At 73.1% G+C, this 21,541-nt stretch carries 17 protein-coding genes; 9 read left to right on the forward strand and 8 right to left on the reverse strand.

What is annotated here, in order from left to right; all coding sequences use genetic code 11:
• Positions 1-145 precede the first annotated feature (145 nt).
• From ACIF8S_RS33120 to ACIF8S_RS33140, 5 genes are read right to left on the reverse strand one after another with little or no spacing between them, the layout of a single operon-like run.
• A complete protein-coding gene (locus tag ACIF8S_RS33120; protein ID WP_400004215.1) occupies positions 146-1,456 on the reverse strand; it encodes a DUF58 domain-containing protein in 1,311 nt (436 codons plus the stop codon).
• Positions 1,456-2,445 (reverse strand): AAA family ATPase, encoded by a 990-nt coding sequence (locus ACIF8S_RS33125; protein ID WP_400004252.1) that lies wholly within the window; start codon positions 2,443-2,445, stop codon positions 1,456-1,458. The genes ACIF8S_RS33120 and ACIF8S_RS33125 overlap by 1 nt, the downstream gene beginning before the upstream one ends.
• Positions 2,445-3,638, reverse strand: coding sequence for a DUF4350 domain-containing protein (locus tag ACIF8S_RS33130; RefSeq protein WP_400004216.1), 1,194 nt, complete (start codon positions 3,636-3,638; stop codon positions 2,445-2,447). Before ACIF8S_RS33130 ends, ACIF8S_RS33125 begins: the two co-directional genes overlap by 1 nt.
• Positions 3,635-4,387, reverse strand: a complete 753-nt coding sequence (locus ACIF8S_RS33135) for a DUF4129 domain-containing protein (RefSeq protein ID WP_400004217.1) — start codon at positions 4,385-4,387, stop codon at positions 3,635-3,637. Before ACIF8S_RS33135 ends, ACIF8S_RS33130 begins: the two co-directional genes overlap by 4 nt.
• Before the next feature lie 4 nt (positions 4,388-4,391).
• The gene (locus tag ACIF8S_RS33140; RefSeq protein ID WP_400004219.1) at positions 4,392-5,771 is read right to left on the reverse strand and encodes a glycerophosphoryl diester phosphodiesterase membrane domain-containing protein; all 1,380 of its coding nucleotides are present in this window, start codon (positions 5,769-5,771) and stop codon (positions 4,392-4,394) included.
• Positions 5,772-5,911: 140 nt separating this feature from the next.
• Here ACIF8S_RS33140 and mtnA point away from each other — a divergent pair, with 140 nt between their 5' ends.
• The 7 genes from mtnA to ACIF8S_RS33175 all read left to right on the forward strand — a co-directional run bounded on the left by mtnA (position 5,912) and on the right by ACIF8S_RS33175 (position 14,664).
• Positions 5,912-7,060: an S-methyl-5-thioribose-1-phosphate isomerase gene (mtnA, locus tag ACIF8S_RS33145; RefSeq protein ID WP_400004221.1), complete on the forward strand. Its 1,149-nt coding sequence runs from the start codon at positions 5,912-5,914 to the stop codon at positions 7,058-7,060.
• A 4-nt stretch (positions 7,061-7,064) separates the two neighbouring features.
• The gene (mtrA, locus tag ACIF8S_RS33150; protein ID WP_004987303.1) at positions 7,065-7,754 is read left to right on the forward strand and encodes a two-component system response regulator MtrA; all 690 of its coding nucleotides are present in this window, start codon (positions 7,065-7,067) and stop codon (positions 7,752-7,754) included.
• A gap of 1 nt (position 7,755) precedes the next feature.
• On the forward strand, positions 7,756-9,852 hold the full coding sequence (gene mtrB, locus ACIF8S_RS33155) for an MtrAB system histidine kinase MtrB (RefSeq protein WP_400004223.1): 2,097 nt from the start codon (positions 7,756-7,758) through the stop codon (positions 9,850-9,852).
• Positions 9,842-11,680 (forward strand): LpqB family beta-propeller domain-containing protein, encoded by a 1,839-nt coding sequence (locus tag ACIF8S_RS33160; protein WP_400004225.1) that lies wholly within the window; start codon positions 9,842-9,844, stop codon positions 11,678-11,680. Before mtrB ends, ACIF8S_RS33160 begins: the two co-directional genes overlap by 11 nt.
• A gap of 99 nt (positions 11,681-11,779) precedes the next feature.
• Entirely contained in the window at positions 11,780-12,709 is a 930-nt protein-coding gene (locus ACIF8S_RS33165; protein ID WP_400004227.1) for a ComF family protein, read from the forward strand.
• A gap of 313 nt (positions 12,710-13,022) precedes the next feature.
• Positions 13,023-13,715 (forward strand): ribosome hibernation-promoting factor, HPF/YfiA family, encoded by a 693-nt coding sequence (hpf, locus tag ACIF8S_RS33170; RefSeq protein WP_400004229.1) that lies wholly within the window; start codon positions 13,023-13,025, stop codon positions 13,713-13,715.
• A 202-nt stretch (positions 13,716-13,917) separates the two neighbouring features.
• Positions 13,918-14,664: a response regulator transcription factor gene (locus ACIF8S_RS33175; protein ID WP_024888562.1), complete on the forward strand. Its 747-nt coding sequence runs from the start codon at positions 13,918-13,920 to the stop codon at positions 14,662-14,664.
• 81 nt (positions 14,665-14,745) lie between these two features.
• Here ACIF8S_RS33175 and ACIF8S_RS33180 read toward each other — a convergent pair whose 3' ends face one another.
• On the reverse strand, positions 14,746-15,933 hold the full coding sequence (locus tag ACIF8S_RS33180; protein ID WP_400004231.1) for a winged helix-turn-helix domain-containing protein: 1,188 nt from the start codon (positions 15,931-15,933) through the stop codon (positions 14,746-14,748).
• A gap of 49 nt (positions 15,934-15,982) precedes the next feature.
• Positions 15,983-16,552, reverse strand: a complete 570-nt coding sequence (locus ACIF8S_RS33185) for a GNAT family N-acetyltransferase (RefSeq protein WP_400004232.1) — start codon at positions 16,550-16,552, stop codon at positions 15,983-15,985.
• A gap of 279 nt (positions 16,553-16,831) precedes the next feature.
• Between ACIF8S_RS33185 and secA the strand changes: the two genes are divergently transcribed.
• Entirely contained in the window at positions 16,832-19,675 is a 2,844-nt protein-coding gene (gene secA, locus ACIF8S_RS33190; RefSeq protein WP_400004234.1) for a preprotein translocase subunit SecA, read from the forward strand.
• 90 nt (positions 19,676-19,765) lie between these two features.
• Here secA and ACIF8S_RS33195 read toward each other — a convergent pair whose 3' ends face one another.
• Entirely contained in the window at positions 19,766-20,092 is a 327-nt protein-coding gene (locus tag ACIF8S_RS33195) for an Rv3235 family protein (protein ID WP_400004236.1), read from the reverse strand.
• Between the two features lie 907 nt (positions 20,093-20,999).
• On the opposite strand from ACIF8S_RS33195, the gene ACIF8S_RS33200 reads away from it, so the two are divergent.
• Positions 21,000-21,506: a DUF6912 family protein gene (locus tag ACIF8S_RS33200; RefSeq protein WP_400004238.1), complete on the forward strand. Its 507-nt coding sequence runs from the start codon at positions 21,000-21,002 to the stop codon at positions 21,504-21,506.
• The last annotated feature ends 35 nt before the right edge of the window (positions 21,507-21,541 follow it).

A 21,541-nucleotide genomic window follows, 5' to 3' on the forward strand; every position in this document is an offset into this window, starting at 1 on the left:
TACTGCAGGGGGGACCCTGTGGGAGAGTAGGACGCCGCCGAACAATTCTTATAGGAAGCCCCCGTGCCATTCGGCACGGGGGCTTTCTGCGTTTCCGGGCATTTCCCTGGCAGGTGTCCCCCGTAGGGACTGGTAGGGGACCGGCCTACAGACGTCCTGCCGACTTCAGTGCCAGATAGGCGTCTGCGAGCGCCGGCGCCAGGTCCTCCGGTGTCGCGTCCACAACCGTCACGCCGTGACGGCGCAGCTGTTCCGCCGTACGGTCGCGTTCCGTCCGGGCCTGTGCGGCCGCGGCTGCCTCGTAGACCGCGTCGACGTTACCCCGGCTCCGGGACATGGTCGCGATGTGCGGGTCGGCCACCGAGGCGAGCAGGACCGTGTGGCGCTGCGTCAGCCGGTTCAGGACGGGCAGCAGCCCCTCCTCCACGGGAGCCGCGTCCAGCGTCGTGAGGAGCACGATCAGGGAGCGACGCGGGGCCGTGCGCAGGGCCGTGGCCGTCAGACCCCGCGCGTCCGTCTCAACCAGCTCGGGTTCCAGCGTGGCCATGGCGCCCACGAGAGACGGCAGGACGTCACCCGCCGCACGTCCCTGGACCAGGGCGCGGACACGACGGTCGTAGGCCAGCAGGTCGACGCGGTCGCCGGCGCGGGACGCCAGGGCGGCGAGGAGCAGGGCCGCGTCCATGGAGGCGTCCAGGCGCGGTGCGTCGCCCACCCGTCCGGCGGAGGTGCGGCCGGTGTCGAGGACGAGCAGGATGTGCCGGTCGCGCTCCGGGCGCCAGGTGCGTACCGCGACCTCCGACTGGCGGGCGGTGGCACGCCAGTCGATGGAACGGGTGTCGTCGCCGGGGGCGTAGGCGCGGAGGCTGTCGAACTCGGTGCCCTCACCACGCGTCAGCACGCTGGTGCGGCCGTCCAGTTCACGCAGGCGTGCGAGCTTGGCGGGCAGATGCTTGCGGCTGGTGAAAGGCGGCAGGACACGCACGGTCCACGGAACCTTGTGGGTGCCCTGGCGGGTGAAGAGGCCGAGGGGGCCGTACGAGCGGACGGTGACGCGGTCGGCATGGCGGTCTCCGCGTCGGGTGGGATTCAGGCGGGTCGTGACACGGCGCCGTTCGCCCGCGGGAACCGTCAGCCGGTGGCGGGAGGCGGCCGTCTCCGTGCCCGGGGCCCAGCTGCTCGGAGGCCAGGCGTCGCGGAGGCGGGCGCGGAGGGGGCGGCCGGAGGCGTTGGTGATCGTCAGGGTGACGTCGGCGGTGCCGCCCAGGCGCACGGAGGTGTCACCGGAGCGGGTCAGGCGGAGCTTGCGTACCGGTGCGGCCAGGGCGAAGTCGCAGGCACAGGCGACCGCCAGGGGGGCGTTGACGGCGAGGATGCCCGTCCAGCCGGGTTCCCAGATGCCGACGGGGATCGAGCCGAGGGCCGCGAGCAGGGCGGCGCGTCCGGTCGGTGCCATCAGCGGGGAACGGGGACGTGCGACAGGATCGCGTTGATGACGGAGTCGGCCGTCACACCCTCCATCTCCGCCTCGGGACGGAGCTGTATGCGGTGGCGGAGCGTCGGCAGGGCCAGCGCCTTCACGTCGTCGGGGATCACGTAGTCGCGGCCGGTCAGCCAGGCCCAGGCGCGGGCGGTGGCGAGCAGCGCGGTGGCGCCGCGGGGGGACACGCCGAGGGCCAGGGACGGGGACTCGCGGGTGGCGCGGCAGACGTCCACGACGTAGGCGGTGATCTCGGGGGAGACCGTGGTGGCGGCGACCGCGCGGCGGGCGGCCTCCAGGTCGGCGGCGTTCGCTACGGGGCGTACGCCGGCGGCACGCAGGTCGCGGGGGTCGAAGCCCTCGGCGTGCCGGGTGAGGACGTGGATCTCGTCCTCGCGGGACGGGAGGGGGATGGTCAGCTTGAGGAGGAAGCGGTCGAGCTGGGCCTCGGGCAGGGGATAGGTGCCCTCGTACTCGACGGGGTTCTGGGTCGCGGCGACCAGGAACGGGTCGGGGAGAGCACGCGGGGTGCCGTCGACGGTGACCTGACGTTCCTCCATGGCCTCCAGCAGGGACGACTGGGTCTTCGGGGGCGTGCGGTTGATCTCGTCCGCGAGGAGGAGGTTCGTGAAGACCGGGCCGGGCTGGAAGGAGAACTCGGCGGTGCGTGCGTCGTAGACGAGGGAGCCGGTGACGTCGCTCGGCATCAGGTCGGGGGTGAACTGGACGCGTTTGGTGTCGAGTTCGAGGGCGGACGCGAGTGCGCGGACCAGGAGGGTCTTGGCGACGCCGGGGACGCCTTCCAGGAGGACGTGGCCGCGGCAGAGCAGGGCCACGACGAGGCCGGTCACCGCGGGGTCCTGGCCGACCACGGCCTTGGCGATCTCCGCGCGCAGGGCCTCCAGGGAGGCCCGGGCGGCGGCCGGGTCCCCGGTGGGCGCGGCGTTGTCGGTGGTCGGGTCCATCATGGACGGCGTACCTGCCTTTCGAGGGCGTCGAGTTGGTCGGCGAGCCGGACGAGTGCTGCGTCGTCGCCGGGGGGCGGGCCGAAGAGGACGGTGTGCGGGGTCTGTCCGTCGCCCTGGAGGCGGGCGGACAGGGCGGGGAGCAGGACCTCGGGCGTGTGTGCCTGGGTGCCGGGGACGCCGACGAGGGGGGCGAGGCGGGTGCGGGTCGCGGAGCGCAGAGCGAGGGCGGCGCGGTCGCGGGCGTCCGCCTTGCGGTAGAGGCGGGCGCGGCCTTCGGCGGTCTCGGAGGCGCGGATCGCCACGGGGAGGTTCTCGGGCACCAGGGGGCCGAGCCGGCGGGCCCGCCACAGGGCGGCCAGGGCCGCGGCGACGAAGAGTTGCAGTGTGCCCCACAGCCAGCCGGAGGGCAGCAGGTCGAAGAAGCTGCGCTCCTCCTGCTCCAGGGCGGACGCGTCGGCCAGTGAGGGGAGGTACCAGACCAGGTGGGGGCGGGAGCCGAGGAGGTGCAGGGCCAGCGAGGCGTTGCCGTGCCGGTCCAGTCGGTCGTTGAGGAGGATGTCGGGGGCGCCGAGGAGGACGGTGTCGCCGGTGCCGGAAGGGGCGGGGACGCGCAGCAGGGTGGCCAGGCGCCGGCTGGGGTAGCACTCGTCGGCGTCGAGGTGGGCGGTGGAGTAGCGGATGCCGCCGGTGTCGGCGTCGCCCGCGCGCCGGGCCGCGGGCAGCGTGCAGTCGGGGTCGAGGGTGGAGTCGAGGCTGTTGGCCGGGTCGGCGGTGACGCCGGGGGCGAGGCGTTCGACGGACGCGGCGCCGGAGGCGACCAGGACGGTGCGTCCGCCGGATCCCGCGGTGGCCTGGTGCAGCCGTGTCTGCTGGCGGGGGGTCAGCAGGTCGGGGACGGCGACCAGGAGCGTGGTGCCGGGGCCGGCCGCGGCGGCGGCCTCCTCCAGGGTGGTGACGACACGGGTGTCGACGCCGCGGTCGGCGAGCAGCTCGGTGACGGCGCGGCTGCCGTAGGGGTCGGCGGAGCGCGGGTCGAGTTCGCCGTGCCGGGCGTCGGAGCGGACCACGGCGATCGCGACGGCCCCCGCGACCAGCACGACCAGCGCGAGGGCGATGCCCCGGGCGCGGGTCCACACCTGGCGGGCGGTGGGGGAGGCCGAGGTGGACGGGGAGGTGACCTCGGTCGTCATCCGGCGGCTCCCCTGCGGGCGTCGGTGTCCGTTCCCGGGGCGCCGCCGGCGGCGAGTGCGGGCCGGGTGCGCTCCAGGTCGCCGTCGAGTGCGGCGATCCGCCGGTAGGTGTCCTGCGCCGCGCTGCGGCCGCCGTACGTGACGTCGTCGAAGGCGCGGGCGGCGGCGTGCAGCCGGTCGGTGTGGGCGGGCAGGGCGCGGCCGGCCTCCGCGGCGGCCTCGTCGGCGGTGCGGCCGGGGCGGGGGTCGAGCAGGGAGCGTTCCTCCAGGGCGCGGACGACGGCCCGCATGCGTTCCTGGACGGCCTGGTTCCAGTGGCCCTGGGCGGCGTGCGCCTCGGCGGCCGCGCGGTGCTCGGCGGCGCTGCGCGGGCGGTCGTCGAACAGGACGGGTGCCGGGGCGGATCGGCGGCGCGGGGTGCCCAGGCGCCACCACAGGGCGGCCAGGACGGCGAGCACGGCGACGATGACGACGACCAGGCCGAGCGCGCCGCCGGGCGTGGCGGTGGACGCGGCGCCGAACAGCTTGCCGACCCAGTCCCAGAAGGCGTCCAGGGCCCGTTGGAGCCAGCTGGGGTCGTTCTCGTGGTACATCTGCTTCGACAGCTCCCGCCGGGCCGCCTCCCGCGCGGGGTCGCGCGGGAGGGTGACGGGCGGGTCGTCGTCGCCGCGCAGCAGCAGGCGTACGGCGGTGTCGGCGGCCGTGAGCAGCGCCGGTACGGCTGTGAGAACTCCCCCCGTGGCGGTCACCGCATCAGCTCCCGCCGGTGGCGCCGGTGCCGTGGTCCTGGATGCCGGCCGCGCGGGCCAGTTCGAGGTCGAGGGCCTCGCGGCGGATGCGCTGGTCGATGTAGAGCAGCACGGTGACACCGGCCGTGATGGGGAAGGTGATCGTGGAGCCGATGACCGAGCCGATGCCGCTGATGATGAGGAACGTCCAGCCGAAGTTCCCGCCGGAGGCCTGCACGAAGCCGGTGACGCCGTCACCGCTGAACGCGGCGGCGAGGAACGTGAAGGGGATGACGACGATCGCCGCGACGACGTACGCGATGATCGCGGCCAGTGCCTGGATGCCGCAGACCCGCCACCAGGAGCCGCGCACCAGCCGGGAGGACCGGCGCATCGCCTTGGTGATGCCCTGCTTCTCCAGCATCAGCGCGGGGGAGGCGAGCGAGAGGCGGACCATGAGCCAGATGCCGACGACGGCCGCGCCGATGATGCCCAGCAGGGTCAGTCCGAGGCCGACCTCGGGGCCGGCCGCGAGACTGAGCAGGACGCCGGGCACCGCGCCGGCGGCGATGACGCCCGCCGCGATGAGCGAGAGCAGGATGATCAGGCCGAACAGCCTGGGGATCTGGGGCCGGGCGTCGCGCCAGGCCTCGGACGTGGTCACGGACCGGCCGAGTACGGCGCGGCTGGTGACGGTTGTCAGCAGGGCGGTCGCCGCGACCGTGCCGATCAGGGTGATCCCGTAGAGCACGGCGGAGCTGAGCAGGAGGTCGCCGAGGGCGTCGGTGAGTTCGCCGAGGGTGGCGCTGGGGTCGTCGAGAACGGCGGTGCTGGAGTCGTTCAGGACGAAGCCCTGCAGCAGTACGACGACGACCTCGGTGAGCACGGCGAGGGTCAGCGAGATGCCGAGGACCGTGCGCCAGTAGGTGCGCATGGTGGACACGGCGCCGTCGAGCAGCTCGCCTATGCCGAGGGGGCGCAGCGGGATGACGCCGGGCTTGGCGGCGGGCGGGGGGCCTCCCCAGCCGTTGCCCCAGCCGCCGTAGGGACCCGGGGCGCCGGGCGGAGGGGCGCCCCACCCGGGACCGCCGGGGGGTGGTGCTCCCCAGCCCGGACCGCCGGGAGGAGGGGTTCCCCAGCCCTGGCCGCCGGGCGGGGGCGGAGGGGTCTGGCCGGGGGCGCCCGCACCGGTGTGGCCGGTGGGCGCGGACCACTGGCCGGCCGGGGGCTGCTCCTTGGACCACTTCACGCCCGGCTCCGGCGGGGCGTCACCCGGCTGCTGCGGCCGGCCGGCGGACTGCTCGGGGCCCGGACCGTCGGCGGACCCGGCAGGTCCGGAGGCGTCCGGTTCCCGTCCGTCGGACGGGGCGGATCCGGGCGAGGCCCAGCCCGGAGTGTCGTTCATCGTCGCTCCTTCACGGTGCCCGTCGCGGTCGCGGTGGCAGCTTGGGCAGCCATCGTGCCATGGGGCGGTCGCGGGCGGACCTGCCGAGGTGGGGGCCGCTCGCCTTCTATTGTCCGCGTGACAGGGGGCAGACTGGCGGCATGGCTGATCAGTACGCGCACAGCGGCGACAACAAGCGGCCGACACAGATCCCGGTGCTGCGCTGGGAGGAGCCGCCCGAAGGCCCGGTCCTGGTCCTGCTCGACCAGACGCGGCTCCCGGCCGAGGAGGTCGAGCTCGTCTGCACGGACGCGCCCGCGCTGGTGGAGGCGATCCGTTCGCTCGCCGTGCGCGGCGCCCCCCTGCTGGGCGTCGCGGGCGCCTACGGGGTCGCCCTGGCGGCCGTGCGGGGCTTCGACGTGGACGACGCGGCGGCGGCGCTGGAGAGCGCCCGGCCCACGGCGGTGAACCTGGCGGTCGGGGTGCGGCGGGCGCACTCCGCGTACCGGGCGGTGCTCGACCGCGGCGGGGACGCCCGGGAGGCGGCCGGGGCGGCGCTGGCCGCGGCACAGCGGCTGCACCGGGAGGACGCCGAGGCCAGCAGCCGGATGGCCGGGCACGGGCTGGCGCTGCTCGACGAGCTGCTGCCCGGCGGCGGGCACCGGGTCCTCACGCACTGCAACACCGGTTCGCTGGTGTCGGGCGGCGAGGGGACGGCCTTCGCGGTGGCGCTGGCGGCGCACCGGGTGGGGCGGCTGCGACGCCTGTGGGTGGACGAAACGCGTCCGTTGCTGCAAGGTGCTCGCCTGACGGCGTACGAGGCGGCTCGCAGCGGCATGGCGTACACCCTGCTCACCGACAACGCGGCGGGATCGTTGTTCGCGGCGGGCGAGGTGGACGCGGTGCTGATCGGCGCGGACCGCATCGCGGCCGACGGTTCGGTGGCGAACAAGGTGGGGAGCTATCCGCTCGCGGTGCTCGCGCGGTACCACCATGTGCCGTTCATCGTGGTGGCACCGGTGACGACGGTGGACCCCGGGACGCCGGACGGGGCGTCCATCGAGGTGGAGCAGCGCCCCGGCCATGAAGTGACAGAGATCACGGCACCGCAGGTGCCGGTGGCCGGAGCGGAGGCGGGAGGCGGCATTCCGGTGGCCCCCCTGGGGACCCAGGCGTACAACCCGGCGTTCGACGTGACACCGCCGGAACTGGTGACGGCGATCGTCACCGAAGAGGGCGTGGTTTCGCCCGTGACGACCGAGGCCCTGGCGGACCTGTGTGCCAGGTCACGCCAGGTCACGATTAGCTAATGGGATGATGTCGTTTATGAAGGGACGAGTCCTTGTCGTCGACGACGACAGCGCACTGGCCGAGATGCTCGGCATCGTGCTGCGCGGTGAAGGTTTTGAGCCGTCTTTCGTAGCCGACGGCGACAAGGCGCTGGCCGCCTTCCGTGAGACCAAGCCGGATCTGGTGCTCCTCGACCTGATGCTGCCCGGCCGGGACGGTATCGAGGTCTGCCGCCTGATCAGGGCGGAGTCCGGGGTGCCGATCGTGATGCTCACGGCGAAGAGCGACACCGTCGACGTGGTGGTGGGCCTGGAGTCCGGGGCCGACGACTACATCGTCAAGCCGTTCAAGCCGAAGGAGCTGGTCGCCCGGATCCGCGCGAGACTGCGCAGGTCGGAGGAGCCGGCGCCGGAACAGCTCGCCATCGGCGACCTGGTGATCGACGTCGCCGGGCACTCCGTGAAGCGGGACGGGCAGTCCATCGCGCTGACCCCGCTCGAGTTCGACCTGCTGGTCGCCCTCGCCCGCAAGCCCTGGCAGGTCTTCACACGTGAGGTGCTGCTGGAGCAGGTCTGGGGCTACCGCCACGCGGCGGACACCCGTCTGGTGAACGTGCACGTGCAGCGGCTGCGCTCCAAGGTCGAGAAGGACCCGGAGAAGCCGGAGATCGTGGTGACCGTCCGTGGCGTTGGGTACAAGGCAGGACCGAGCTGACATGTCCGGTGACAGTGCCGCTTCGGAGTCCGGCCGGCCCGGGGGCCGTCCGGGGCGGCCTGTCGGCCGGCGGACGGCCGCCTCACGCTGGCGCCACCTCTTCGACGGGGACCTGCTCCAGGGCGGGGTCCAGGGCAGCCCGGTGGTCCGGCTGGTCATGCGCTGGGTGCGCCGGCCACTGCTGCCCGTCATGCGGCTGTGGCGGCGCAACATCCAGCTCAAGGTCGTCGTCACGACGCTGCTGATGTCGCTGGGCGTCGTCCTGCTGCTGGGCTTCGTGGTCATCGGGCAGGTGCGCAACGGCCTGCTGGACGCCAAGGTGAAGGCGTCGCAGAGCCAGGCCACCGGCGGCTTCGCCGTGGCCAAGCAGCAGGCCGAGCAGGCCGTGAGCGTCACGGGCGACGAGGGCACCGCGGCCGACGGCCGCCGCTCGCAGAGCGTCATCCAGTGGATGAGCGACCTCGTGGCCTCGCTGTCCAGCGGTGGTCAGGGCGCCTTCGACGTGGTCACCCTGCCCTCCGGCGGGGACAGCGGCAGCGGGCGCGGACCGCGCGCCTCCGGCGAGGTGGACCCGACGGGCAGTGTGCCGGCGGCGCTGCGCGAGAGGATCGACACCAGTACGTCGGCGGCGCAGAGCTACACGCGCATCGTCTACGACACCGACAAGGAGTCCCAGCCGGCCCTGGTCATCGGCAAGCAGGTCAACGACCCCAACGGCGACCCGTACCAGTTGTACTACCTCTTCCCGCTCACCCAGGAGGAGAAGTCGCTGAGCCTGGTCAAGGGCACCCTGGCGACGGCCGGGCTGTTCGTGGTCGTGCTGCTCGGGGCGATCGCCTGGCTGGTGGTGCGGCAGGTGGTCACGCCGGTGCGGATGGCCGCCGGGATCGCCGAACGGCTGTCCGCCGGACGGCTCCAGGAACGCATGAAGGTCACCGGCGAGGACGACATCGCCCGGCTCGGTGAGGCCTTCAACAAGATGGCGCAGAACCTCCAGCTCAAGATCAGCCAGCTGGAGGACCTGTCGCGGATGCAGCGCCGGTTCGTGTCGGACGTGTCGCACGAACTGCGCACGCCGCTGACGACCGTGCGGATGGCGGCGGACGTCATCCACGAGGCGCGCGAGGACTTCGACCCGGTGACCGCGCGGTCCGCCGAGCTGCTCGCCGACCAGCTGGACCGGTTCGAGTCGCTGCTCGCCGACCTGCTGGAGATCAGCCGCTTCGACGCGGGCGCGGCCGCCCTGGAGGCGGAGCCGATCGACCTGCGTGACGTGGTGCGGAGGGTGGTGAGCGGCGCGGAGCCGCTCGCCGAGCGCAAGGGCACCACGATCGAGGTCGTCGGCGACCAGCAGCCCGTGGTCGCCGAGGCCGACGCCCGGCGCGTGGAGCGGGTGCTGCGCAACCTCGTCGTCAACGCCGTCGAGCACGGCGAGGGCAACGACGTCGTCGTCAAGCTGGCCGCCGCGGGCGGCGCCGTGGCGGTGGCCGTGCGCGACTACGGGGTGGGGCTCAAGCCCGGCGAGGCCACCCGGGTCTTCAGCCGCTTCTGGCGGGCCGACCCGGCACGCGCGCGCACCACCGGCGGCACCGGACTGGGCCTGTCCATCGCCCTGGAGGACGCGCGGCTGCACGGCGGCTGGCTCCAGGCATGGGGCGAGCCGGGCGGCGGCTCGCAGTTCCGGCTGACGCTGCCGAGGACGGCGGACGAACCGCTGCGGGGGTCCCCCATACCCCTGGAGCCCAAGGACTCGCGGCGCAACCGCGGTCTGGACGACGCCGGACTGCCGCGGGGCGGCGACGGCGAGAAGCGCGCCACGGTGCCGGTGCGGCAGCCGGGCGCCGAGGATCCGGCGCAGTCCGTCCGGGACCCGCTGGCGCTGCGGCCGGGCACGTCGACCCCGACGGCCGACCCCACCGCCCTGCCCGGCAACGGCGCGCGCGTGGTGGCACGGTCGGGCAGCACCCGCATGACGCCCGGCGGGAGCGGAACCCCGGGTGACCGGGGAGCGGGCCGGACGGCGGACGGCGGCGCCGGGGGCGGGGACGGTGACCCGCGCGGTACGGAGAGGGACGGGGAGGCAACGCGTGGGCGGTGAGCGAATGAGGCGCCGGCGGGGGACACCGGCCCGGAGCGTGGCGTACGCCGTGTGCGGGGCCGTTCTGCTGGCAGGGTGCGCCTCCATGCCGGACAGCGGGGACCTGCGCGGTGTGGAGTCCACGCCGCGCCAGGACGCGCAGGTGCGGGTCTACGCCATGCCGCCGAGCGACGACGCCACCCCCACCCAGATCGTGCAGGGCTTCCTGGAGGCGCTGACCAGCGACGACGCCGACTACAAGACCGCGCGCCAGTACCTGACCGCCGAGGCGTCGAAGGGCTGGCGGCCGGAACGGTCCACCACCGTGCTCTCCGACGGCCCCGGCGCCCGCGCCGACCGGCCGGACCGGCAGGACAGCAGCTCCCTGACCTACACGCTGACCGGCACCAAGTTCGCCACCGTGGACGCGCAGCAGGCGTACGCGCCCGCCTCCGGCCACTACAACGAGATCGTGCACCTCGCGAAGGACGAGAAGAGCGGTCAGTGGCGCATCGACGCGGTGCCGCAGGGCGTCGTCATGGGCAAGTCGGACTTCCAGCGCAACTACACGTCGTTCAACAAGTACTACTTCGCCTCGAACGCGGAGGTCGAGGGGTCCTCGCTGCCGATGGCGGTCGCGGACCCGGTCTACGTGCGCCGGTACGTCGACCCCACCACCAGTATGGTGCGCTCCCTGATGTCCGGGCCCACCAGCTGGCTGGACCCGGTCGTGCGGTCGGGCTTCCCCACCGGCACCGGGCTGCGCAAGGGCGCCGGCCCGCTGACCCCGGACGACCGGGGCAAGCTCATCGTGCCGCTCAACGACCGCGCGGCCGACGTCGGCACCGGCCGCTGCGAGGAGATGGCCGCGCAGCTGCTGTTCACGCTGCGCGACCTGAGTCCTGCGGTGGAGGAGGTCGAACTGCGGGCCGACGGCGGGCAGCTGTGCTCGCTCACCCAGGACGGCGCCGAGACCGTCGCCACCCGGGGCGCGCTGAACCAGCCCGACCATCTCTACTTCGTCGACGACGAGCGCAAGCTCGTGCGGATCGCCGCGGGCAACAGCGACGCCGACCCCGCCCCGGTGCCCGGAGCGCTCGGGGAGGGCGAGCAGAGGCTGCGCTCGGTGGCGGTCGCCCGCGACGAGAACACGGCCGCCGGGGTCAGCCTGGACGGCGGGTCGCTGTTCGTCTCCGCGCTGGCGCCGGGCTCGGCCCTCGGGGACCCGGTGCTGCGCAGCCAGGGCGCCAACGAGCAGGACCGCCTGACCGCGCCCAGCTGGGACGCCCAGGGCGGGCTGTGGGTGGCCGACCGTGACCCGGCCCGGCCCAAGCTGTACCTGCTGGAGAAGGGCACCGCGCCGGCGCTGGAGGTGCGCACACCGGGCCTGGACGGCCGGATCCAGGCGGTCCGGGTGGCCGCCGACGGGGTGCGCATCGCCCTCGTCGTGGAGAAGGGCGACCGGCGGTCCCTGCTGATCGGACGGATCGAGCGCAGCGGCCCGGACGAGGCCGCCACGGGCGAGCGGCCCACGGTCACCGTGCTGGAACCGCGGTCGGCGACGCCCGAGCTGGAGCAGGTCACGGCCATGTCGTGGGCCGGCGACAGCAGGCTCGTGGTGGTCGGCCGCGAGCACGGCGGCGTGGAGCAGATGAAGTACGTCGAGGTCGACGGCTCCACACCGGACGTGCCGCCGCCCGCCGCGCTGACCGGCGTGAAGGCCCTCACCGCCTCCGAGGACGAACTGGCGCCGCTGGTGGCGTACTCGGTGGACGGGATCGTCCGGCTGCCGTCGGGGGCCCAGTGGCAGAAGGTGACCCGGGGGATCGCGCCGGTCTATCCCGGCTGATCCGGCTCTCGCTCCGCTGTTCGAGCCGCCGTACGGCCTGGTCGCACCGGTTGTCCACAGGGGTGGCCGGTGTGGCGGTGGCGTTGGCACAGTGAGGCCATGCGGAGCTGGTGGCGGGACCTCGGCGACCTGGTGCTTCCGGCCGAGTGCGGCGGATGCGGCAGGCCCCGCGCCGTGCTCTGCGCCGCCTGCCGTACGGCGCTCACCGGGGCGGAGCCGGGCCGGGTGCGACCGGTGCCCGAGCCGCCGGGACTGCCGCCCGTGCACGCGGCCGCCCCGTACGCCGACGCGGTGCGCGCCGCGCTGCTGGCCCACAAGGAGCGGGGCGCCCTGGCTCTCTCCCGGCCGCTGGGGGCGGCCCTGGCGGGAGCGGTGCGGGCGGGTCTGCGGGCGGCCGGGCCGGCACCGTGCGGGGGTGGCGGAGCCGGGGGCGGTCCCGTGCTGCTGGTTCCGGTGCCGTCCGCCCGGCGGGCCGTACGGGCGCGCGGGCACGACCCGGCGCGGCGGATCGCGTACGCGGCGGCGGGTGAGCTGCGGCGGACGGGGGTACCCGCCGGAGTACTCGCCGCGCTGCGGCAACGGCGCCCGGTGGCCGACCAGTCGGGGCTCGGCTCCCGGCAGCGGCTGGCCAATCTCGCGGGCGCGCTCGCGGTGGCGCCTGGCTGCGGCCGGCTGCTCCGCCGGGGCCGGGTCGTGCTGGTCGACGACGTGATGACGACCGGGGCGTCCCTCGCCGAGGCGGCGCGGGCGGTGCGGGCCGCGTCAAGTTCGCCCCGCGAACAAACGGAATCGGCCGATCGGGACGGGGAAGGATCGAGCAATTCGGCTTCCGCGTTCGTGTACCTGGGTGAGAGGCGGGAAGGGACAGGGCAACAACGGAAATCACCGACGACGTGGCGCGGAGCGGCCAGGCACCCCGCCCGGCCGTCGAAGGAGGCGGAGCGGAAAGGCGCCGACGGAGGCGTCGCACCCGTGTGCGCGGCCGTCGTGGCGGCCTCGCCGGATGCGTTCGGAATACACCGAAACTGACTGAGAACTTACGTCGTTGCAGGTAATCAGAGGGTTAATTCGCCTGAATGGAGGTACGTCGCGGTAGAGGGTGACGCCATCCGTCCGCGCGAGATATGTTCGGTTGTGAGGGAAAGCCGCAGGCCACACCTCTTGGATCGGATTGCCGTGGTGCGGGTTTTCCCATCATCACCCGCACCGGTGGACTGGAGATCTCGCGCGCGGGGGAGGAGGTGGACGTCACCGAGTCCGAGACTCCGGACGTCACCGGAGTCTGGTGCAAAAGGGAGACACATCCGCAGCGAAGCGGAGTGATCCGGGAACGGAGTTCTGCGTGGACATCGTCGTCAAGGGCCGCAAGACCGAGGTGCCCGAGCGGTTCCGGAAGCACGTGGCCGAGAAGCTGAACCTGGAGAAGATCCAGAAGCTCGATGGCAAGGTGATGAGCCTCGACGTCGAGGTGTCCAAGGAGCCCAACCCCCGACAGGCCGACCGCTGTGACCGGGTGGAGATCACGCTCCGCTCCCGCGGTCCGGTGATCCGGGCGGAAGCGGCCGCGAGCGACCCGTACGCGGCGCTCGACCTGGCAGCGGAGAAGCTGGACGCCCGGCTGCGCAAGCAGCACGACAAGCGTTTCTCGCGGCGTGGCGCGCGCAGGATCTCGGCGGCCGAGGTCCCCGACCACGTGCCCGGCGTGGCGACCCTCAACGGCGCCGGGGCCAGCACCGCCCAGGAGGAGGAGCAGGCGGTCCCGACCAAGAAGATCGGCTCCCTGGAGGTCCAGGGTGACGGTCCCCTCGTCGTCCGCGAGAAGACCCACGTGGCCGCGCCCATGACCCTCGACCAGGCGCTCTACGAGATGGAGCTGGTCGGGCACGACTTCTATCTCTTCGTCGACTCCGAGACCAAGGAGCCCAGCGTCGTCTACCGGCGCCACGCCTACGACTACGGCGTGATCCACCTCAGCACCGACACGATGGTCACCGAGACCAACTCCCCCGAGGCGGGCGGAACCCTCGGCGGCTGATCCGCCGGGCGACAGCACAGCAGGTGCCCCTGGTGCGCGTGTGCGCCCCCAGGGGCACCGGCGTGCCACCGCCCGTCGCCCACACCGGCACCCCGGTGCGGGCGCGGCATGGAATCATGGCGGCAGCGGCCCAACCGGTGGGCCGTTGCCTTGGGTTGGCGATGGTCAGGACCACAGGCCACAGCCTTCAGGGGGAGGAACGATGGCGGACAGCTTCGGACCGATGCGGGACGAGGATGCCGACGGCGGCGTCGTCGGCATGGGCCCGGACGCGGACACTCCACGCAAGGAGCCGATCAGAGTCCTCGTGGTGGACGACCACGCGCTGTTCCGCCGCGGACTGGAGATCGTGCTCGCCGCCGAGGAGGACATCCAGGTCGTCGGTGAGGCGGGGGACGGCGCCGAGGCCGTGGAGAAGGCGGCCGACCTGCTGCCCGACATCGTCCTGATGGACGTGCGGATGCCCAAGCGGGGCGGGATCGAGGCCTGCACCTCCATCAAGGAGGTCGCGCCCAGCGCCAAGATCATCATGCTGACGATCAGCGACGAGGAGGCCGACCTCTACGACGCCATCAAGGCGGGCGCGACCGGCTACCTCCTCAAGGAGATCTCCACCGACGAGGTGGCCACCGCCATCCGCGCGGTGGCCGACGGGCAGTCGCAGATCAGCCCGTCCATGGCATCGAAGCTGCTCACCGAGTTCAAGTCGATGATCCAGCGGACCGACGAGCGCCGGCTCGTCCCCGCGCCCCGGCTGACCGACCGGGAGCTGGAGGTCCTCAAGCTCGTCGCCACGGGGATGAACAACCGGGACATCGCCAAGGAGTTGTTCATCTCCGAGAACACCGTGAAGAACCACGTGCGCAACATCCTGGAGAAGCTGCAGCTGCACTCCCGGATGGAGGCCGTGGTCTACGCGATGCGGGAGAAGATCCTCGAGATCCGCTGACGGCGGCGCGAGGCACGCCTGAACGGCCTGCGCCAGCCACCCCACGGACCGGCGGGGCACTGGTCCGAAGGGCGGCGGGGTTCAGGAGAGCAGGCGGGCGAGCTCCCCGGTGAGCGCCTCGCGCAGCTCCGGCGCGTCGACCCGCTCCACCCGTACGTCCGTGCAGTCCACCCAGCCCGCGGCCTCCACCAGGGCCTGCGCCACGGCCGGCACCGCCGTCCGGCCGTCCAGCGTGACCTGCTTGGCGACCAGGGTGCGGCCCTCCCGCGCCGGGTCCACCCGGCCCACCAGCCGTCCGCCCGCCAGCACGGGCATCGCGAAGTAGCCGTACACGCGCTTGGGCCGGGGGACGTACGCCTCCAGGCGGTGGGTGAAGCCGAAGATCCGCTCCGTGCGTGCCCGCTCCCAGATCAGGGAGTCGAACGGGGACAGCAGCGTCGTCCGGTGCCGGCCGCGCGGCGGGGCGGCCAGGGCGGCGGGGTCCGCCCAGGCCGGCTTGGACCAGCCCGCGACCGTGACGGGCACCAGGCCCGAATCGGCGATCACCGCGTCGACCTGCTCGCCCTTGAGGCGGTGGTAGTCGGCGATGTCCGCCCGCGTGCCCACGCCGAGGGACTGCCCGGCCAGCCGCACCAGGCGGCGCAGGCACTCGCTGTCGTCCAGTTCGTCGTGCAGCAGGTCCGCCGGGATCGCGCGCTCGGCCAGGTCGTACACCCGCTTCCAGCCGCGCCGCTCCACGCACACCACCTCGCCGTACATCAGGGCGCGCTCCACGGCAACCTTGGTGCCGGACCAGTCCCACCACTCGCTGGTGCGCTTGGCGCCGCCCAGTTCGGTGGCCGTCAGGGGGCCCTCCGTGCGCAGCTGCTTGATCACCTGGTCGTAGGTGCCCTCGGGCAGCTCGTGGTTCCAGTGCGGGCGGGCGCGGTAGGCGCGGCGGCGGAAGGCGAAGTGCGGCCACTCCTCGACGGGCAGGATGCACGCGGCGTGCGACCAGTACTCGAAGGCGTGCGGCCGCCCGGACCCTTGCGTCCAGTACGCCTCCTCCACCGTGCGGCGGCCGACGGCGCCGAGGCGGGCGTAGGGCACGAGCTCGTGGGAGCGGGCGAGGACGGAGATGGTGTCGAGCTGCACCGCGCCTAGGTGGCGCAGGACGCCCCGCACACCGGCGCGCCGGTCGGGGGCACCGAGGAATCCCTGGGCCCGCAGGGCGATGCGGCGGGCCTCGTCGGCCGAGAGTTCCGTGAGCGGACGCGGGAGGGTCGTCATAGGTCCGCACGATAGAGGGCGGCACCGACAACGCGCCGGTGCCTTGGGTTCAGGCGGTGCCCGGCAGGTACGGCGTGGTGGACGGAAGGCCCAGGTCGGAGGGGAGCAGGGAGCCCACCCAGCCGTCCCGCAGCACCCCCTTGTTGACGAGCGAGGAGCGCAGGACCCCCTCGACGGTGAAGCCGGCCCGCTCGGCCACCGCGCGGGAGGCCGCGTTGCCCACCTCCGCGCGCCATTCCACGCGGTCGACCGACATCCGGGTGAACGCCCAGTGGCACGCGGCCAGGGCGGCCTCGGTGATGTAGCCGTTGCCGCGGTGCTCCTTGGCCCCCCAGAAGCCGATCTCGCCGGTGCCGAAGGACCGCATGGTGATGCTGAGCATGCCCGTCAGTTCCCCGGCGGGCAGGAAGACACCGAACGTGAACATCGAGCCGTTCGCCCAGCCGTCCGGCGCGATCTGCTCCGTGAAACCCCGCGCGTGCTCCGGAAGGTAGGGCGAGGGGATCGTCGTCCAGCGCTGGATGTCGGGGTCCTGGCAGATCCGGTACACCGTGTCGGTGTCCTGCGGGCCGACGGTGCGCAGCAGCAGGCGGTCGGTGGTGAGCGTGACGGGTTCCATCGGCCGATTCTGCTCGCGCCGGGGCGGGTGGCGCCATCCCTCTCGCCGTGCGTGAGGTGGTGATCACTCCGCGCACGATTCACCGCCCTCGCCGCGGCACCATCCGGGCGCCTGGGACGTTGTCCGGGTAGCAGCCGTGCCACGGTTCGGCTGCGGCGGACGGTCACCGCCCCGGCAGGCCTCCCGGCGTGGAGGGGTCCTCGCATACGATGGCCGTTGCTCAGTCAGTGAAACGGAAACCGACCGTCCCAGGCCCGACCGGCAAGGAGACCAACCCCCGTGTCCGTCCTCTCGAAGATCATGCGTGCAGGCGAAGGCAAAATCCTGCGCAAGCTGCACCGCATCGCGGACCAGGTCAACTCCATCGAAGAGGACTTCGAAGGCCTCTCCGACGCCGAGCTGCGGGCCCTCACCGATGAGTACAAGCAGCGCTACACCGACGGTGAGAGCCTGGACGACCTGCTCCCCGAGGCGTTCGCCACCGTGCGCGAGGCCGCCCGGCGTGTCCTGGGCCAGCGCCACTACGACGTGCAGATCATGGGCGGCGCCGCCCTGCACATGGGTTACGTGGCGGAAATGAAGACCGGTGAGGGCAAGACCCTCGTCGGCACCCTGCCCGCGTACCTCAACGCCCTGTCCGGCGAGGGCGTCCACATCATCACGGTCAACGACTACCTGGCCGAGCGCGACTCGGAGATGATGGGCCGCGTCCACCGCTTCCTGGGCCTGGAGGTCGGCTGCATCCTCGCCAACATGACGCCGGCCCAGCGCCGCGCGCAGTACGCCTGCGACATCACCTACGGCACGAACAACGAGTTCGGCTTCGACTACCTGCGCGACAACATGGCGTGGTCGAAGGAAGAGCTGGTGCAGCGCGGCCACAACTTCGCCATCGTCGACGAGGTCGACTCGATCCTCATCGACGAGGCCCGTACGCCGCTGATCATCTCCGGTCCCGCGGACCAGGCCACCAAGTGGTACGGCGACTTCGCCAAGCTGGTGAAGCGCCTCAAGCGCGGTGAGCCCGGCAACCCGCTCAAGGGCATCGAGGAGACCGGCGACTACGAGGTCGACGAGAAGAAGCGCACGGTCGCCATCCACGAGTCCGGTGTCGCCAAGGTCGAGGACTGGCTGGGCATCGACAACCTGTACGAGTCGGTGAACACCCCGCTCGTGGGCTACCTGAACAACGCCATCAAGGCGAAGGAGCTCTTCAAGAAGGACAAGGACTACGTCATCATCGATGACGAAGTCATGATCGTCGACGAGCACACCGGCCGTATCCTCGCCGGCCGCCGTTACAACGAGGGCATGCACCAGGCCATCGAGGCCAAGGAAGGCGTGCCGATCAAGGACGAGAACCAGACCCTCGCCACGATCACCCTGCAGAACTTCTTCCGCCTGTACAAGCGTCACGACCACAGCGGCAAGGAGCAGCCGGGTCTGTCCGGCATGACCGGTACGGCGATGACCGAGGCCGCCGAGTTCCACCAGATCTACAAGCTCGGCGTGGTGCCGATCCCGACCAACCGCCCGATGGTCCGCAAGGACCAGTCGGACCTGATCTACCGCACCGAGGTCGCCAAGTTCGAGGCGGTCGTCGACGACATCGAGGAGAAGCACCGCAAGGGGCAGCCGATCCTCGTCGGCACCACGTCCGTCGAGAAGTCCGAGTACCTCTCGCAGCAGCTCAGCAAGCGCGGCATCCAGCACGAGGTGCTGAACGCCAAGCACCACGAGCGCGAGGCGCAGATCGTCGCCCAGGCCGGCCGCCGGGGCGCCGTCACGGTCGCCACGAACATGGCCGGCCGTGGTACGGACATCAAGCTCGGCGGCAACCCCGAGGACCTCGCGGAGGCGGAGCTGCGCCAGCGCGGCCTCGACCCCGAGGAGCACATCGAGGAGTGGGCGGCGGCCCTGCCGGAGGCCCTCGCGCGTGCCGAGCAGGCCGTGAAGGCCGAGAAGGACGAGGTCGAGAAGCTCGGCGGCCTGTACGTCCTCGGCACCGAGCGGCACGAGTCGCGGCGCATCGACAACCAGCTGCGCGGTCGTTCCGGCCGTCAGGGCGACCCCGGCGAGTCCCGCTTCTACCTCTCGCTCGGTGACGACCTGATGCGGCTGTTCAAGGCGCAGATGGTCGAGCGCGTGATGTCCATGGCGAACGTGCCGGACGACGTGCCGATCGAGAACAAGATGGTCACCCGCGCGATCGCCTCCGCGCAGTCGCAGGTGGAGACGCAGAACTTCGAGACGCGTAAGAACGTCCTGAAGTACGACGAGGTGCTCAACCGGCAGCGCGAGGTCATCTACGGCGAGCGCCGCCGCGTCCTGGAGGGCGAGGACCTGCAGGAGCAGATCCACCACTTCATGGACGACACCATCGACGCCTACGTCCAGGCGGAGACCACCGAGGGCTTCCCCGAGGACTGGGACCTGGACCGGCTGTGGGGCGCGTTCAAGCAGCTCTACCCGGTGAGCGTCGACATCGACGAGCTGGAGGAGGCGGCCGGTGACCGGGCCGGTCTGACCGCCGAGTTCATCTCCGAGTCCATCAAGGACGACATCCGCGCCCAGTACGAGGCCCGCGAGGCACAGCTCGGCTCCGAGATCATGCGTGAGCTGGAGCGCCGGGTCGTGCTGTCGGTGCTGGACCGCAAGTGGCGCGAGCACCTCTACGAGATGGACTACCTCCAGGAGGGCATCGGCCTGCGCGCGATGGCCCAGAAGGACCCGCTGGTCGAGTACCAGCGCGAGGGCTTCGACATGTTCAGCGCGATGATGGACGGCATCAAGGAGGAGTCCGTCGGCTACCTGTTCAACCTGGAGGTCCAGGTGGAGCAGCAGGTCGAGGAGGTTCCGGTCGAGGACGCCAAGCCGGTCGCCGACCTGGAGAAGCAGGACGCGGTGCCCGCGCAGGGCGGGCCCCGGCCGGAGATCCGCGCCAAGGGGCTCGACGCCCCGCAGCGGCGGGCCCTCCACTTCTCCGCGCCCACGGTGGACGGCGAGGGCGGCACCGTCGAGGGCGAGCTGGCCACCGACGAGGAGCCGGTGCGTTCGGAGGCCGACGGCCTCACGCGCGCGGAGCGCCGCAAGCAGGCGCGGGGGCGGCGTCGCAAGAAGTGAGGGTCGCCGCCGCTTCGTGAGGAGCGGCCGTGACCACCGGCCGAGGGCCGGGCACCCGCGGGGGCCCGGCCCTCGGCCGTCGTGCGTGCCTCAGCGGGGGACGCCCAGTTCGACGGCGGTGCAGCGCCAGCGCAGGTCACGGCCGCGCTCCAGCCGGAAGGCCATGGCGCGCAGCCTGTCCCCGGCGCCGATCCGGGCGAACGCCTCGATGGCGCCCTCCCGGGGTTCGAACCAGCCGATGTCGCGGACCACGGGCCGGGCCCCGCGGGTGCGCAGCGGTCCTCGCTCGGCGAGCCGGATCAGTTCGTCGTAGGCCTGGCCGGCGCTGTGCCGCAGCATCGCGTGCACGGGGCGCTGGCCGCTGAGCACGGCGACGAGGAGGTCCGCGAAGCGGTCGGTGGGGCGGGGCTGGGGCACGCGGACGGGCACCCCGCCCACAGCCCCGCCCCGGCCCTCGCGCGTCACCGCCCCGGAAGCGGGCGCGAGGCCAGGCCGGACCCGCCCCGCCGCCCGCCCGGAGGGCCGGTTGTCGGCGGGCCGCCGCCCCGCCCCACCGGGCCGCCCCGCACCGGGCGAGGAAACGAGCCGAGCCCCACCGACGGGCACCCGCGGGGGGACGGCGCCGGCGGGCGTCGGGCGGCCGGTCGCGGGAGGTGCGGCGGGACGCCTGGGGGAGGAAGGAGCCGTGCCGGCGGGCCGGCTGGTGCCGTGCGGAGTCATGCCGCCTCCGGAGCGCGCGACGGGGGCCGTAAGGACGCCGGTGGCGGCCGGCCGGCCTCCCGCGGTGGCGGTGCGGGTGGCGTCGCTTGCGCTGCTCACGGGTGCGCCGGGCGGGGCGGTGTCGCTCCCGGGACGCCGGGGCGGGGCCGCAAGGCCCGTCCCCGACGCCCCGGCCGGTGCCGGGCGGTTCCGGCGGGCCGGTGTGTCCGGGCGGCGGGCGTCAGGCCGGGCCGGGGGGCGGGTGGGGGTGTGGTGTGGTGTGCGGCTCATGACCTTGTGCACGTGGGGCCCCGTTCGACAGGCCCGGGCCGCCGGCGGGGGGAGCCGGGGTACCGGGCAGTAACTTCGTGTGGGGATCTTGTACGGGGCCGTGCGGCGGCGGGGCAAGGAGCGACGGGCGGCCCGAAAGGGGCGGGGAAGTTCACCTATCAGGGTGACCGGGCGGGTGCGGGGCCCGTGTTCACGCGGGCGGGGCGGGTGACATTCCGGACGCGGGTTGACGTGTCCGGGAGTGCGGGCGGGAACTCGATGGGGGACGCCGTACGGCCGTGGGGACGTATTCTGAACCCTTGCCGAGTCCCCGAGCAGACGAAAGCGGCCCACCATGCGCGTCTACGTCCCCCTGACCCTCCCCGGGCTCGCCGAGGCGCACAGGACGGGTCAGCTGGGCGACGGACCCCTCACCGCGTACGCGGTGACGCCCGCGCTGCGCGAGTGGTACCGCTCCGACGACATCGAGGAGCTGGAGTACGCCGCGCTGAGCCGTGCCGCGCTGGCCTCCCTCCGGCTGCTGGCGGCCGACCCCGGCGCGCCCCGCCGCCGGGTCGTGGTCGCCGTGGACGTCGCCGACGGCGCGGCCTCCGCCGACCCCGGCCGGGGCCCGGACCCGGCCGCACCGGGCGAGGTGCGCCTCGCCGGGGCCGTAAGGCTGGCCAAGGCGGCCGCGGTGCACGCCGACGCGGCGGACGCCGAGACGGACGTGGCGGCCGCCGCGCGGGCGCTGGACGCGGCGGACAAGGGCGACGACGACGCGCGGTTCGTGGTGGACGGCGCGGAGGACCACGAGCTGCTGTGGTTCGCGACCCAGGAAATCCCCCAGCTGATCGGCTGACCTGCGGCGCAGCGGGATGTCGGCGGGTCCGGGTA

Origin of the sequence: Streptomyces sp. NPDC085937, from assembly GCF_044540535.1 — a bacterium.
GTDB lineage: Bacteria > Actinomycetota > Actinomycetes > Streptomycetales > Streptomycetaceae > Streptomyces.

Bases quoted from the DNA above. Each gene is read 5' to 3' on its own strand.
- ACIF8S_RS33120 (WP_400004215.1), bottom strand. From the start codon at position 1,456: ATGGCACCGACCGGACGCGCCGCCCTGCTCGCGGCCCTCGGCTCGATC.
- ACIF8S_RS33125 (WP_400004252.1), bottom strand. From the start codon at position 2,445: ATGGACCCGACCACCGACAACGCCGCGCCCACCGGGGACCCGGCCGCC.
- ACIF8S_RS33130 (WP_400004216.1), bottom strand. From the start codon at position 3,638: ATGACGACCGAGGTCACCTCCCCGTCCACCTCGGCCTCCCCCACCGCC.
- ACIF8S_RS33140 (WP_400004219.1), bottom strand. From the start codon at position 5,771: ATGAACGACACTCCGGGCTGGGCCTCGCCCGGATCCGCCCCGTCCGAC.
- mtnA (WP_400004221.1), top strand. From the start codon at position 5,912: ATGGCTGATCAGTACGCGCACAGCGGCGACAACAAGCGGCCGACACAG.
- mtrA (WP_004987303.1), top strand. From the start codon at position 7,065: ATGATGTCGTTTATGAAGGGACGAGTCCTTGTCGTCGACGACGACAGC.
- mtrB (WP_400004223.1), top strand. From the start codon at position 7,756: ATGTCCGGTGACAGTGCCGCTTCGGAGTCCGGCCGGCCCGGGGGCCGT.
- ACIF8S_RS33165 (WP_400004227.1), top strand. From the start codon at position 11,780: ATGCGGAGCTGGTGGCGGGACCTCGGCGACCTGGTGCTTCCGGCCGAG.
- ACIF8S_RS33175 (WP_024888562.1), top strand. From the start codon at position 13,918: ATGGCGGACAGCTTCGGACCGATGCGGGACGAGGATGCCGACGGCGGC.
- ACIF8S_RS33180 (WP_400004231.1), bottom strand. From the start codon at position 15,933: ATGACGACCCTCCCGCGTCCGCTCACGGAACTCTCGGCCGACGAGGCC.
- ACIF8S_RS33185 (WP_400004232.1), bottom strand. From the start codon at position 16,552: ATGGAACCCGTCACGCTCACCACCGACCGCCTGCTGCTGCGCACCGTC.
- ACIF8S_RS33200 (WP_400004238.1), top strand. From the start codon at position 21,000: ATGCGCGTCTACGTCCCCCTGACCCTCCCCGGGCTCGCCGAGGCGCAC.